The 14,640-nt window shown below is 34.5% G+C and carries 11 protein-coding genes; 8 read left to right on the top strand and 3 right to left on the bottom strand.

The annotated features are described in order from the left end of the window. Window positions 1-11: 11 nt before the first annotated feature. Together ABD816_RS10835 and ABD816_RS10840 are read left to right on the top strand one after the other, a co-directional pair. The gene (locus tag ABD816_RS10835; RefSeq protein ID WP_344927249.1) at window positions 12-608 is read left to right on the top strand and encodes a phage tail protein; all 597 of its coding nucleotides are present in this window, start codon (window positions 12-14) and stop codon (window positions 606-608) included. Window positions 609-624: 16 nt separating this feature from the next. Further along, window positions 625-2,805, top strand: a complete 2,181-nt coding sequence (locus ABD816_RS10840; protein ID WP_344927250.1) for a T9SS type A sorting domain-containing protein — start codon at window positions 625-627, stop codon at window positions 2,803-2,805. A 247-nt stretch (window positions 2,806-3,052) separates the two neighbouring features. Here ABD816_RS10840 and ABD816_RS10845 read toward each other — a convergent pair whose 3' ends face one another. After that, window positions 3,053-4,306, bottom strand: a complete 1,254-nt coding sequence (locus ABD816_RS10845) for an ABC transporter permease (RefSeq protein WP_344927252.1) — start codon at window positions 4,304-4,306, stop codon at window positions 3,053-3,055. A gap of 173 nt (window positions 4,307-4,479) precedes the next feature. Between ABD816_RS10845 and purH the strand changes: the two genes are divergently transcribed. From purH to rodA, 6 genes are all read left to right on the top strand, one after another. Further along, window positions 4,480-6,012, top strand: a complete 1,533-nt coding sequence (gene purH / locus ABD816_RS10850; protein ID WP_344927254.1) for a bifunctional phosphoribosylaminoimidazolecarboxamide formyltransferase/IMP cyclohydrolase — start codon at window positions 4,480-4,482, stop codon at window positions 6,010-6,012. Between the two features lie 42 nt (window positions 6,013-6,054). Further along, window positions 6,055-7,083 carry a rod shape-determining protein gene (locus tag ABD816_RS10855; protein ID WP_344927256.1) on the top strand — a complete coding sequence of 343 codons (1,029 nt, stop codon included), beginning with the start codon at window positions 6,055-6,057 and terminating at the stop codon, window positions 7,081-7,083. A gap of 139 nt (window positions 7,084-7,222) precedes the next feature. Further along, entirely contained in the window at window positions 7,223-8,047 is an 825-nt protein-coding gene (gene mreC / locus ABD816_RS10860; protein WP_344927258.1) for a rod shape-determining protein MreC, read from the top strand. Next, window positions 8,040-8,546: a rod shape-determining protein MreD gene (gene mreD, locus ABD816_RS10865; protein ID WP_344927260.1), complete on the top strand. Its 507-nt coding sequence runs from the start codon at window positions 8,040-8,042 to the stop codon at window positions 8,544-8,546. Before mreC ends, mreD begins: the two co-directional genes overlap by 8 nt. After that, on the top strand, window positions 8,543-10,411 hold the full coding sequence (mrdA, locus tag ABD816_RS10870) for a penicillin-binding protein 2 (protein ID WP_344927263.1): 1,869 nt from the start codon (window positions 8,543-8,545) through the stop codon (window positions 10,409-10,411). The genes mreD and mrdA overlap by 4 nt, the downstream gene beginning before the upstream one ends. Further along, the gene (gene rodA, locus ABD816_RS10875; RefSeq protein ID WP_344927265.1) at window positions 10,411-11,868 is read left to right on the top strand and encodes a rod shape-determining protein RodA; all 1,458 of its coding nucleotides are present in this window, start codon (window positions 10,411-10,413) and stop codon (window positions 11,866-11,868) included. Before mrdA ends, rodA begins: the two co-directional genes overlap by 1 nt. A 236-nt stretch (window positions 11,869-12,104) precedes the next feature. Here rodA and ABD816_RS10880 read toward each other — a convergent pair whose 3' ends face one another. Both ABD816_RS10880 and ABD816_RS10885 read right to left on the bottom strand, forming a co-directional pair. Beyond that, window positions 12,105-12,908 carry a DNA/RNA non-specific endonuclease gene (locus tag ABD816_RS10880; protein ID WP_344927266.1) on the bottom strand — a complete coding sequence of 268 codons (804 nt, stop codon included), beginning with the start codon at window positions 12,906-12,908 and terminating at the stop codon, window positions 12,105-12,107. 616 nt (window positions 12,909-13,524) lie between these two features. Next, a complete protein-coding gene (locus ABD816_RS10885) occupies window positions 13,525-14,637 on the bottom strand; it encodes an ABC transporter permease (protein WP_344927267.1) in 1,113 nt (370 codons plus the stop codon). Between the last annotated feature and the right edge of the window lie 3 nt (window positions 14,638-14,640).

Here is a 14,640-nt window from a genome sequence, read left to right on the forward strand (position 1 = left end):
ATCAATTATTTATGGAACCATTTATAGGACAAATCATATTATTCGGAGGAAATTTCGCACCTAGAGGTTGGGCATTATGTGATGGACAATTATTACCTATTGCATCAAACAGTGCACTTTTCTCAATACTAGGTACTATATATGGAGGAGATGGCAGAACTACCTTTGCACTTCCCGATTTACGAGGTAGAGTTGCAATTCATGCTGGAGATGGACCGGGATTATCTGATCGTAGATTAGGATCTAAAAGTGGACAAGAAGTGCATACGCTAACAAATCTTGAAATGCCTTCTCACAATCACCTAACTAGCAATAATGCAGCAGCTGATCAGCATCTTTTGTTAAGCACTGAAAATGCCGTAAATGAAACTCCACAAGCTGGTGATATACCTGCAGTAGCTAACTTTGTTGATGGTTTAGCTACAACACAAGTCAAAAGTTTTGGACCACCTTCAGTAGGTAAAGTAGCTAATGGGCAAGCCTTAAGTGGTAATGCAGGTTTAAATATTTTAAATAATGGAGGAAGTCAATCACATAATAACATGCAACCTTATTTGACAACTAATTATATCATTGCTTTACAAGGACTATTCCCATCAAGAAGCTAAAAATCAATAAATAACTATGAAAAAATCTAATCATTATCTTTCTTATCAATTTACGAAAAGTTTGCATCAGCGAGCAAGGTCTTCGTTGTCTATACTTTTATTTATTTACCTTACGCTAGCGGTTTTCACCAATGTACAAGCTCAAAACTTCACTTGGTCAACGGCTTCAGATACTGGTGCAACCGTTTCTGAAACTGTAAACAGTGTAACAGCAACTGTAAGTACATCTAATAGCGATGCTCAATTAGTTAATGGTGGTGGGTTTGAAGGGTCAACAGGAGAAGTTGTTTTTACATCAAATGCTGATACAAGCAATTCATTAACCATTACTTTTAGTCAAGCTGTAGATGTTGCAAGTATTTTTGCTTTCATTGCTGACAATGATAGCGGAGCAGAAAGCTCCGTCGTTTTCACACCTACAGGGGGTTCTAATTCTGCTGTTACCGAAGGAATATCTCAAACTTTAGGAGAAGTCGTTCCACTTAATTTTTCTGGTGTAACTGCTATAACTCTTACAGAATCTGGCGGAGGAGCTGAAACTTTTGGGATAGATGAAATAGTAATAGGAATTGCTAATTCTGCTCCAATAGCAACGGTACCATCTACACCAACAGTACTAGAAGATGCTACCAATGTAACTCTTGCAAATGATATTCAAGTAACGGACACTGATGGTGATGATCAAACCCTAACTTTTACTGTTACAGGCGGAACGGTTGCATTAGGAACAACTGGTATTACTTTTGGTGGTGGTGGTAATGGATCTGCAAGTTTTACCGCAGTAGGAACATTAGCCAATATTAATGCTGCGCTTGATGCCGCTACCTTTACACCTACTGCTAATCTTAATGGCACTAATGCAGGAGGCATTTCTTTTATAGCAAATGACAATACCGATAATTCTAATACTGCAAGTTTAACATTTGATATTGCTTCAGTAAATGACGAACCTAGCTTCACTGCCGGGGCGAATGAAGCAGTCAATGAAGATGCAGGCGCACAAACCGTAAACGGTTGGGCAACTGCCATCGATGATGGAGACTCAGACGCTACACAAGCATTGACTTTTACAGTAACTAATGACAATAATGCACTGTTCAGCGTACAACCTGCCATTAGTGCTTCTGGTGATCTAACTTATACAACTGCTGCAGATATCAATGGTTCTACAACCGTAAGTGTTGTACTCTCAGATGATGGAGGAACTGCTAATGGTGGTGATGATACTTTTACTACACAGCAATTCACAATTACTGTAAATGCAGTAAATGACGAACCTAGCTTCACTGCCGGGGCAAATGAAGCAGTCAATGAAGATGCTGGTCCGCAAACCGTAAACAGTTGGGCAACTGCCATCGATGATGGAGACTCAGACGCTACGCAAGCATTGACTTTTACAGTAACTAATGACAATAGCGCACTGTTCAGCGTACAACCAGCCATTAGTGCTTCTGGTGATCTAACCTATACATCTGCTGCAGATATCAATGGTTCCGCTACCATAAGTGTTGTACTCTCAGATGATGGAGGAACTGCTAATGGTGGTGATGATACTTTTGCTACACAGCAATTTACAATTACTGTGAATACAGTTAATGATGAACCTAGCTTCACAGCAGGTGCTAATGAAACCGTTAATGAAAATGCTGGTGCACAAACTGTAAATGGATGGGCAACTGCATTAGATAAAGGAGCTACTAATGAAAATGGACAAACTCTAACCTTTAATGTAAGCAGTGATAATAATGCATTGTTTAGCGTATTACCATCTATTGATCCGGTTACAGGTGACCTAATGTATACACCTGCACTAAATACCATAGGCACAGCGACTGTAACAGTAAACCTTTCTGATGATGGTGGCACTGCAAATGGTGGAGATGACACATCAGCTGATCAAACTTTTACTATTGTTATTGAGAATAATCCGCTTAGTAATGGAGATGTCGAGCTATCAAAAGGAGTAATATTTTCTCCTATTCCCGCTAATAATAGTATCAATATCAATGGAGAAACCAGCTTAGGACTACAAAGTGTTGATATATTTGATCCACAAGGTAAATTAGTTCTTTCAGAAAAGTTAAACTCAAATAGTAAAACAAATTCAATTAATATTTCTTCTTTGCGATCAGGAATTTATTTTATTCAGATATATTCTAAAAGCAGTAAGTTGATCAAAACTATAACTAAAAAGTAATAAAGAATTTCTTATTAGTTAATAAAAAAACCGAGGCAAATGCTTCGGTTTTTTTTATAAACAGGTATTTCTACCTATTTTGAACAAACAAGTTTCATTGTATTTTTAAACGATGAACACTTATGTAATGAGCTCCAAAAAAAAGAACAAAAAACTGTTTAGACTAATTCCTGCAGTTGTATTGATTATAATACTGATCGCTTTATTAATGAATATGTACCTTTTATATCGTTTTGTGTAATACAAATTACATTCCTGTTCTAATGGCTTCTACAGGATCTAACCTTGAAGCCATCCAAGCAGGAATAATTCCAGCAATTAAACCAATTAATGTAGACCATAACATACCCCAAAACATATTTGATGAAGAAAGAATAAACTCAAAATCTCCTGTAAGCTGAGAGGCGCCAAAAGAAACTAACCATACTAGTAATAACCCGATCAGACCACCAAAAATTGCCAGTATCGTTGCTTCAAATAAAAATTGTAATAAAATAAACTTCTTTTTCGCTCCCAACGCTTTTTGAATACCAATAAGATTGGTTCGTTCTTTTACACTTACAAACATAATATTAGCGATACCAAAACCACCAACTAACAAGGAGAACATCCCGATAAAACCACCAATTTTAGACATTGTCCCTGTAATGTTATCTATAAAATCAGTAAAACCTTGTAATTGATTAACAAAGAAATCATCTACCTCATCAGGCTTAAGTCCTCTGTATGTTCTCATTTTCTGTGTTAATGCTGCAACAAATTCAGGAACATCACTTCCAGACTCAGGTTTAATAATGATGGCAGGGAATGCCGATTTATTATTAGTTCCATAGATCTTACGAACTAAATTAACTGGTATAATTACAGCAGTATCTTTAGAATCTCCAAAAAGTCCTGTTCCTTCTTTTTTAAGCACTCCAATTACCGTTAATTTTCGCCCATAGATTCTGATTTTTTTTCCAATCGGATTACTTACTCCAAAAAGACTATTTGCTATTTCATCACCAATTACAGTAACCGGTGCACCAGATAAAGATTCTGGCTCATTATAAAATCTACCTTGTACGATTTGTAATTCTTCTATATCATAATAATCATTGGTTACCGGGATCACTTCAACATTAGTAACACTCTGGTCTTCATATTTTATCGTCTCGGGACTAACATTTAGCACAAAACTTGCCGCTTTCATATCTGGCATCGAGCGATTGAGATACTGATATTCTTCAAAGGTAACATCAGGAAATTGTTCACGCTTCCATTTAGGAATCTCTGTAGGACCAAAAGAAAACCGCATCAAATAAATAGTGCTATTATCTAAGGAACTGATACTGCCTTTAATCTCCTTTTCTAAAGAATCTACTGCGGCTAATACACCAATAATTGAAAAGATTCCAATAGTCACTCCTAATAAAGAAAGAAAAGTTCTTAATTTATTGTTTCTAAGAGCATTCATTGCAAAATTGAAACTCTCTTTTAGAACTCTGAAATAGATCCGCATGGTTAATTTTTAAGCCTCTAAGCATATTGAATTTAAAGCACAAATAGCACCTGTTAAAGATAGGACGTTTTTTATAGTATTTCGTTACAAAAAAACTAAAACAATTCAAGGCAATCGGTTGTCTAATTGGTAACTAAATTGCTACTTTTGCAATTTACTAACTAAAATTTCTCATGAGCAACACAAAAACAGCAAAATCCGCGTTAATTTCTGTATTTAGTAAAGATGGATTAGCTCCTATCGTAAAAAAATTAGACGAACTAGGTATTACTATTTATTCTACTGGGGGTACCGAAAAATTCATCAAAGATCAAGGTGTTAATGTAATTCCGGTAGAAGATGTAACCTCCTACCCTTCTATTTTAGGTGGAAGAGTAAAAACACTTCACCCTAAGGTGTTTGGAGGAATCCTAAACCGTCAGAATAATGAGAGTGATGTTGCAGAACTTGAGGAATATAAAATTCCACAAATTGATATTGTAATCGTTGATTTATATCCTTTTGAAAAAACAGTTGCTTCTGGCGCTTCTGAACAAGATATTATAGAAAAAATTGATATCGGTGGCATTTCACTTATTAGAGCAGCTGCTAAAAATTTTGCTGATGTTACTTGTGTTGCTTCCGTTGATGATTACTCAGAGTTTTTAGAGGTCTTATCTAAAGAAAATGGTAGTATTTCACTAGAGGATCGTAAGCGTTTTGCAGCAAAAGCCTTTAATGTTTCTTCACATTATGATAGTGCTATCTTTAACTATTTTAATAGTGATCACGAAATTGCTGCACTAAAAGTTAGTGAAACTAAAGGAAAGGTATTGCGTTATGGCGAAAATCCACATCAGAAAGGATTTTTCTTTGGTGATTTTGATGCAATGTTTGATAAACTTCACGGTAAAGAATTATCTTATAATAATCTATTAGATGTGGATGCTGCTGTTAATTTGATGAATGAATTTCAGGGAGAGGCACCCACTTTTGCCGTTTTAAAACATAATAATGCATGTGGATTAGCGCAAAGAAATACTGTATTACAATCTTATATTGATGCTTTAGCAGGTGATCCTGTTTCTGCTTTTGGTGGTGTATTGATTAGTAATAGTGAAATAGATAAAGATACTGCAGAAGAAATTCATAAGCTTTTTTGTGAGGTAGTAATTGCGCCTTCATTTACTACGGATGCGCTGGAAATCTTAAAAGGAAAGAAAAATAGAATTTTATTAACCCAAAAAGATATTAGTCTACCACAAACTACGGTACGATCTTGCCTGAATGGCACCTTAGTTCAGGATAAAGATTTAAAAACAGATGTAGTCACAGATCTAAAAACAGTAACTAATATAGCCCCGACTGAAGATCAAATATCCGATCTTCTATTTGCTTCTAAAATCTGCAAACATACCAAATCTAATACGATTGTATTTGCTAAAGGAAAACAGCTGTTAGCTAGTGGTACTGGACAAACATCAAGAGTAGATGCATTAACACATGCGATCGAAAAAGCAACCTCCTTTAATTTTGATTTGCAAGGATCAGTGATGGCTAGTGATGCATTCTTTCCATTTCCTGACTGCGTAGAGCTCGCTGACAACGCTGGTATAAAAGCAGTTATACAACCAGGAGGATCTATAAAGGATCAATTAAGTATTGATTATTGTGATGCACATGGAATTGCAATGGTTATGACAGGAACACGCCATTTTAAACATTAAATTTAGTACATTTACTTACAATAACATTTTTTATAATTTTTTATGGGATTTTTTGACTTCTTTACTGAAGAGATTGCAATCGACTTAGGAACGGCTAATACGTTAATTATACACAATGATAAAGTTGTGGTTGATAGCCCCTCAATTGTAGCTCGTGATATTACAACTAGCAAAATTATTGCCGCTGGTAAAGAAGCCGCAATGATGCAAGGAAAAACCCATGAGAATATAAAAACGATCAGACCATTAAAAGATGGTGTAATAGCGGATTTTGATGCTAGTGAAAAGATGATCAGTATGTTCATCAAAGATATCCCTGCATTAAAGAAAAAAATCTTTACTCCCGCACTGCGCATGGTAATTTGCATTCCTTCTGGAATAACCGAGGTTGAAATGCGTGCAGTAAAAGAAAGTGCAGAACGTGTTAATGGCAAAGAAGTATATCTTATTCATGAACCTATGGCGGCAGCTATTGGTATTGGAGTAGATATTATGCAGCCAAAAGGTAATATGATCGTTGATATAGGTGGTGGTACTACAGAAATTGCAGTCATAGCCTTAGGAGGAATCGTCTGTGACAAATCTGTAAAAATTGCAGGAGATGTATTTACTAATGATATTATTTATTATATGCGGACACAGCACAACCTGTATGTAGGTGAACGCACTGCGGAGAAAATAAAAATACAAATCGGTGCTGCGACAGAAGATCTTGATCTTCCTCCGGAAGAAATGAATGTTCAAGGGCGCGATTTATTGACAGGAAAACCAAAACAAGTTCAGATTTCATTCCGTGAGATTGCTAAAGCATTAGATAAATCAATTCTTAGAATCGAAGATGCTGTAATGGAAACACTGTCTCAAACACCTCCAGAATTGGCAGCTGACATTTATAACACCGGGATTTATCTTGCTGGTGGCGGATCTATGCTTAGAGGTTTAGACAAACGTTTATCACAAAAGACTGATCTACCGGTATACATAGCAGAGGATCCTTTAAGAGCAGTGGTAAGAGGAACAGGCATCACCTTAAAAAATCTAAATAGATACAAAAGCGTATTGATTAAATAGGTGGTTTGTAAAAATGAAGATCAAGATATACCTAAAATGTAATTTTAACGTTATCCTGCTTTAATTGTTTTTAATTCAATACAAAATGTAAGATCAAAAAACCATTAATTTTATTTTAAGTAATTAGTCCCCCGAAGCCATGCAGCAGATTGTTAATTTTTTAATAAGGAACAAAAACTTCTTGTTATTTCTGCTTTTATTAAGTTTATCACTATTATTTACGATTCAATCGCATAACTATCATAAAAGTAAATTTGTAAGTTCTACTAATTTTCTTTCTGGAGGTGTTTATGGATGGAGATATTCTATAAGTAGTTACTTCAATTTAAAGCAAGAAAATGAGCGTCTTCTTAAAGAAAATGAACACCTGCGTAATTTGACCCATCTGTATCTAAAAGATACTCTTGAGAATTCTCGTTATATAGACACCGTATCCTTTACCTCTCCTTTTACCTTTATTAAAGCAAATGTCTACAAGAATGATTATAGTAAATCTGATAACTATATTTTGATCAATAGAGGAGAAAAAGATGGCATTCAACCTGATATGGCAGTTATAACGGATCAAGGAATTATCGGTATCGTAGAAAATACCTCTACGAACTACAGTAGAGTAATTTCTATATTACATAGTGAATCTACGATTAACGCAGGATTACAAAAATCTAATCAGTATGGTTCTCTCGTCTGGAATGGCAAAGATCCTAATATTGTACAATTGGAAACAATCCCAAGACAGGCGGTCTTAAAAAAAGGAGACACTATTGTTACCAATGGACGTTCTACCATATTCCCAAAAGGAATTGGTATAGGCACCATATCAGATTATCGCTTAGACCAAAGTCAAAGCTATTATTTGATAGATGTAACTCTTTTTAATGACATGACTAATATCGGTTTTGTATATGCGATTAAAAGTAATGATGCAGAAGAAATAAAAAAATTAGAAAACCCAAATGAATAATAACGTCCTTCTATATATTGGCAGATTTATTATTCTGATTTTAGTTCAGGTATTTATTTTAAATCATATTAACTTCTTAGGGTATCTAAATCCTTTTATCTATATTATATTTATATTATTAGCACCCATTACTATTCGTAAAAGCGTTTTCTTTTTATTGAGTTTTATTTTGGGATTAACAATGGATATGTTTGGAGATTCAGGAGGAGTTCACGCAGCGGCTTGTCTAATCATTGCTTATACACGCCCTGTGGTATTAAGATCTGTTTTTGGATTAAGTTATGAATTTCAGACCGTGAAATTGAACACCTTAGGAATTGGCGAGCGTTTAACCTATGTTACACTCTTAGTTTTTATACATCATCTAGTACTTTTCTCACTTGAAATATTTAACTTCTCGCATATACTTTTAATACTAAAAAAAACGTTATTTACAAGTCTATTCTCGATTGTAGTAATCATGCTGATTTTGGTGTTGTTTAGAAGAAAAGATTCATGAGAAAGTTGTTACTCTACCTTATTATCATCACGACTGGAATTATTTTTATTTCCAGACTCTTTTATTTACAAATTTACAACACATCCTTTGTAGCATTATCAGATGACAATGCAATTAAGGTATTATATGATTACCCGCAGCGAGGAGCTATTTATGACAGAAATGGTGCGCTATTAGTCACAAATCAGCCATCTTATGATGTCATGGTTATTCCTAGAGAATTAAAACCTTTTGATACTACTGAATTTTGTTCTATATTAAAAATAACCAAGGAAAAATTAGTTAAAGAATTAAAAAAAGCTCGTGGGTATTCTTATAGAGTACCTTCTGTTGTTGTGCCTCAATTGACAAAAGATGAGTATGCGTACTTACAAGAAAAAATGAGGAAATTTGAAGGTTTCTACATCCAGAAACGTTCATTAAGAGATTATCAAACCGTACACGGATCTAACGTTCTGGGATATATTGGTGAAGTTAATGAAAGACTAATCGCCAAAGACCCTTACTACCTATCTGGTGATCTTATTGGTATTGATGGTGTAGAAAAACAGTATGAAAAAGAATTACGAGGAGTAAAAGGTATAAAACGTATTCAAAAAGACAAGTACAATAGAGATATAGGCCCTTATAAAGAAGGTATTTTTGATACATTACCTGTAAACGGAAAAGACCTGACAATTACATTAGATGAAAAACTTCAGGCGTATGGTCAGCAATTAATGAAAAATAAGCGCGGCGGTATTGTTGCTATTGAACCGGCTACCGGAGAAATTTTGGCACTAGTCACTGCTCCGACGTATAAACCAGAATTACTTGTGGGGAGAAAAAGATCTCCAAATTTCACAAGACTTTATTACGATACAATAGCCCGCCCATTATTTGATCGCGGATTAAAAGGTCAATACCCACCGGGATCACCTTTTAAAGTAGTCAATGCACTAATAGGACTTCAGGAAGGCGTTGTTAATACCCAAGAGAGTTTTAGTTGTAGCATGGGTTTTCGTTATGGAAAAAAAGCCAAATTAGGTTGTCACCATCATAGTAGTCCTTTAAGCATGATTCCAGGGATTGCACAGTCCTGTAATGCATATTTTGCCAATGTCTATTTAAGAAGTATTAACAAATATGACACCCCACAAGAAGGAATTGATCATTGGAAAAAACATGTAGAGAGCTTTGGATTGGGAAATTATCTTGGCAATGATTTATCTGCAGGACAACCTGGAAAAGTACCTAATTCTGAATATTATAATAAGATTTATCAATACCCAAAATACAAATGGTACGCATCAGGTACTATTTCTAATGCAATTGGCCAAGGAGAAGTACTAGCCACACCGATACAACTTGCCAATATGACAGCAGCTATAGCGAATAGAGGATATTTTTATACACCACATATCATAAAAGCTATTGATGGTCAACCCGTACAGGATGAAAATTATACAAAACCAAAGTATACAACAATTGACAAAGAACATTTTGAGCCTGTCATAGAAGGTATGTATCAAGTGTTTACACAGGGAACTGCTAAGTTTCTGCAAGCTGAAGGTATCGAAATTTGTGGGAAAACAGGAACAGCAGAAAATTACACAAAAATAGATGGAGTAAGAACACAACTTACTGACCATTCTGTGTTTGTTGCTTTTGCACCAAAAGATGACCCAAAAATCGCACTTGCTGTTTTTGTAGAAAACGGATATTGGGGTTCCAGATATGCAGGAAGAATGGCCACCCTTATGATAGAAAAGTATCTTAAGGATAATATATCCCGGACGGATCTAGAAGAATGGATTCTTACACATAGTCTGGAAGAAGAATATGCTAAACCTTATAGTGGAGAACCCTTTAAAATTAATTATTAATGGCTAAATCTACTATTGGTTCCATAGATTGGATCACAGTACTCCTATTTTTATTACTGGTCAGTTTTGGTTGGATGAATATTTATTCGGCTTCTTATGGTGATGAAGAATTTTCTATTACCAATTTTTCGCAACCCTATATTAAACAATTGTACTGGATTGTTCTGAGCCTTATCATTATAACTATTACACTGGCGATTGAAACTAAATTTTATGAACGCTTTGCAGGGCTAATATTTATGATTTCTTTAGCCTCGTTACTCGGGCTTTTTATCTTTGGAAAAAATGTGAATGGAGCAACCTCGTGGTATGCATTTGGACCTGTCGGACTTCAACCTTCAGAATTTGCTAAAGCAGCAACTTCTTTAGCACTCGCTAAGTTTTTGAGCGATATGCAAACTAATATTAAATTATTTAGTCATCAACTAAAAGCATTTCTCATCATTATAGTACCTGCTATAATTATCATCCCACAACCTGATCCTGGAAGTGCTCTTGTGTATGCTGCATTTTTTTTTCCTTTATATAGAGAAGGTCTCGCTGCCACCTACTTAATTATCGCAGTATCTGCCGCCACTTTATTCATCTTTACCCTACTTTTTGAACCTCTTTTAGTTATCGTAGGCTCTTTAGTATTCATCCTTGGATTATTACTCCCTAAACTTATCCAAACACATAGAGAAAGGAGATTAAAAATATACATTATTACTATACTCACTATGTTAATTTTGAGCAGCTTTCTTATTATGGAATCAGCTGCAATTATATTCAACCCTATATCATATACAATTAGGTTACTCTTGTTGGCATTACTACTGGTGTCCATTGGTTTATTTATAGGGCTTCTGGATAAAGGAAAATCTTTTGAAAAACAAAGACCAAAATATATTCGATACATTACCGGATTTATAGTGATTGTTGGATTTTGCTATTCTGTAAATTACATATTTAATAATGTATTCGAACAACGACACAGGGATCGTTTTAATATCGTATTAGGAAAAGAAGTCGATACTAAAGGTATAGGATACAATACAAATCAAAGCGAAATTGCAATCGGGAGCGGAGGTTTTACAGGAAAGGGATGGAAAGAAGGCACACAGACTAAAGGTGGATTTGTACCAGAACAGCATACCGATTACATTTTTAGTACCGTAGGAGAAGAATGGGGATTCCTTGGAGCTACTCTGGCTGTTATTTTATTTATTGCCTTATTAATGCGGCTCATCCATCTTGCAGAACGGCAAAAATCTCAATTCAGTCGTGTATATGGATACAGTGTTGTTGGAATCTTATTTATTCATTTTACCATAAATATTGGCATGGTAACTGGGTTACTCCCTACCATAGGCATCCCTTTACCCTTTTTTAGCTATGGAGGATCCGGTCTATGGGGCTTTACCTTATTACTCTTTATATTTGTTAAACTTGATGCCAATCGTGTCAACGAATGGTAATAATCATTACCACAGTTCTTCATTTTTCATAATTCGATAAACATCATTTCTATCACAAAACAGAATACTATTATTTTTGTTCACTCAAACGTGTTTTACAATTAATGAACTACCTAGACCCCAAGGTACAAAGTATTAAAAACAAGACCACTTGGCTACAAGCATCAGGAAATAAGACTTCTATATCCGAATACTATGCATTACACGCTAAATAGTGCCAAGAGAAATTCTATGGATCAAAACTTCCAACCATTTTTATTAGAAGATGCCTCTAATCTATGTTCTAAATCATCTTCTAATTTTGGGAAAAAGTCAATTCCAGTCAATTTTTCTAATGTATCTACAGAGACTACAAATTGTTCAAAAGGTGCATCGGTAGCTTTATGCGGAATCAAAAATGCAATAATTTTTGGCTCTTCGAGATTTGTATCCAATATTATTTTATAAAAATGTTTAGGAACTGAGACTCCTTCGTATCCTATAGATGCAAGACCATCTCTCAAAACTCCTCCTGTTACCACGTATACTCCATCATATTGTTTTGCCCAGTATCTGACTTTTTGTTCTAATCGATTCCAGATACCAGCGTTAAATTCATGGTTCTGAGGTGAAATATTAGAGGTTAGAAATGTCTCCTTAAAAGCATCAAAACTAAACTCACGATCTGCAGCTGGACAAAGATGTCCCTTATCATATCCTGAATTCTTATAATTTCTCCAATCCGCCGAAACAGATCGTATCTTTTTATCCTCTTCAAAAAAAGGTCTTTTAAACTCGTTCCTTGAGATATCATCTTTCTTCAACTCATAAGCAACCCACTCCGCCTGTTCATGAGATTCAGCATAAGATAAAGAATAATTAGTGTGACTTACAATAACTGATGTAGTGGAGGTTGGCAGATAAAAGAAACTCAATTCATTTACATCTTCGCTATCATCAGAAGGAAATATCTGAACACCATCTCCCTGATAGTTTTCAAAATAGTAAAACCCTATTGTGACTAATATAATTAATATTGGATATGTATATTTTCTTCTCAAATTATACCATTTTAAATTCTTCACTTATGAACTTATATAAGTGACAAAAGTATAAAACAGAAGTATCTTATCTGTTATTATTTAAATCTATCTTGTGATACGTACTAGTACCATTATTAACATAAATACTACCTAAAAAGCAAACTTTAACATCTACAAACCTATCTCTTTAAGCCATGAAATTTTAATGTTAATATCTGATAATCAATTAAATAAATCCTTATTATCGACATATTTACGGTTATTCCATTTTTATTTTATGTAATATCCTCGTTGACAATTTAACTGAAAACATTTACTTTAGATCTCGAAAAGATTTATGATCATTGAAAACTTTCTAAATACAAAAACTCAACTAGGCTAAATCAAAATTATTTTTTAGAACGATTTCACTTTTTTTCTTCACACACTCATTTTCCCCAATTGTCTCACAAACCGTTGGGGATATATTTTTTTAGAACGGACCATTTTACAAGTGCCAAGTTATTAAAAAGGAGGGAGCTTAAGAGTTAACTCTTAAAGTACCAATTTAGAAAATATAGGTTATAGCTTATTATTTTTAAGGTAAAGTTATATGTCAACTGAACAGAAACAAAAATTCATTTAATAAAAAAGGTTATCCTTTAACATCCAGTGCGTCTCTTAAAGCATTTCCGATTAACATAAAAGCCATTACAAGACTCATGATACCTAGTCCCGGAATAATTGCCAGATAAGCTTTTCCCAAAATAATATATGAATAATGATCTTTAATCATTGCTCCCCAACTAGCCATAGGCGGTTGCGCTCCTATTCCTAAAAAACTTAGTCCGCTTTCTATAAGAATCGCTCCGGCAAAATTAGCTGCTGAAATAACAATTACGGGTGCTAAACTATTGGGTAATATATGTCTTGTAATGATTCTAAAATGACTATATCCTAATGCTTTTGCAGCGGTAACATATTGCATTTGCTTTACGCTTAAAACTTGCCCTCTTACCACTCTTGCAACTTCTACCCACATAGTTAATCCAACCGCAACAAAGACTTGCCAAAACCCTTTATTTAATGCTAATGTAATTGCTATAACTAATAAAAGTGTTGGAATAGACCAGGTCACATTGATCAACCACATAATCGCGGCATCAACCTTGCCACCAAAATAACCAGCAACCGCACCTAGTGAAATCCCCAAAATCAATGAAATAAAGACAGCTACAAAGCCAATTGAAAAAGAAATCCGAATACCCACAAGCATTCTACTTAATAAATCCCTTCCATACTTATCTGTACCAAGTATAAAACTATGATTTTTTATAAACTTATCTTCTATTTCCTCCTTACCGGTACCTTTAGGAAAATTATCCAATGGTATATCTTTTGAAATACCAATTAGTTCGCCTTCTGTATAAGGTGTAATCTTCAAAGTAGTATTGTGAAAACTATAATCTTCTATAGGAATTTCTATATCTAAATTTTTAGTTCCAAAAAAAATACGATCAAAAAAAGATTGATCAGCCTCATTTGCAGATGGGATTGTAAGCATTTTTACAGAAAAACCCGGTTTTTTAGAATGAATAGACAAATGCATTTGATTCGCATTTTGTGAATTGTCCGGAGCCAATACATAAGCGAATATGGCAATAAAAGCACAAAGTACTATAAACCAAAAACTAAAAACGCCCCAAAAATTTTTTTTGAATTTTTGGAGCGCCAAAGTACTTAATGAATTTGATTTTGTTCTTTGCATTAA

This window comes from Aquimarina addita, from assembly GCF_039539305.1.
GTDB lineage: Bacteria > Bacteroidota > Bacteroidia > Flavobacteriales > Flavobacteriaceae > Aquimarina > Aquimarina addita.

Bases quoted from the DNA above. Each gene is read 5' to 3' on its own strand.
- ABD816_RS10835 (WP_344927249.1), top strand. From the start codon at position 12: ATGGAACCATTTATAGGACAAATCATATTATTCGGAGGAAATTTCGCA.
- ABD816_RS10840 (WP_344927250.1), top strand. From the start codon at position 625: ATGAAAAAATCTAATCATTATCTTTCTTATCAATTTACGAAAAGTTTG.
- ABD816_RS10885 (WP_344927267.1), bottom strand. From the start codon at position 14,637: ATGCAAAGAACAAAATCAAATTCATTAAGTACTTTGGCGCTCCAAAAA.
- ABD816_RS10855 (WP_344927256.1), top strand. From the start codon at position 6,055: ATGGGATTTTTTGACTTCTTTACTGAAGAGATTGCAATCGACTTAGGA.
- mrdA (WP_344927263.1), top strand. From the start codon at position 8,543: ATGAGAAAGTTGTTACTCTACCTTATTATCATCACGACTGGAATTATT.
- purH (WP_344927254.1), top strand. From the start codon at position 4,480: ATGAGCAACACAAAAACAGCAAAATCCGCGTTAATTTCTGTATTTAGT.
- ABD816_RS10845 (WP_344927252.1), bottom strand. From the start codon at position 4,306: ATGCGGATCTATTTCAGAGTTCTAAAAGAGAGTTTCAATTTTGCAATG.
- mreD (WP_344927260.1), top strand. From the start codon at position 8,040: ATGAATAATAACGTCCTTCTATATATTGGCAGATTTATTATTCTGATT.
- rodA (WP_344927265.1), top strand. From the start codon at position 10,411: ATGGCTAAATCTACTATTGGTTCCATAGATTGGATCACAGTACTCCTA.
- mreC (WP_344927258.1), top strand. From the start codon at position 7,223: ATGCAGCAGATTGTTAATTTTTTAATAAGGAACAAAAACTTCTTGTTA.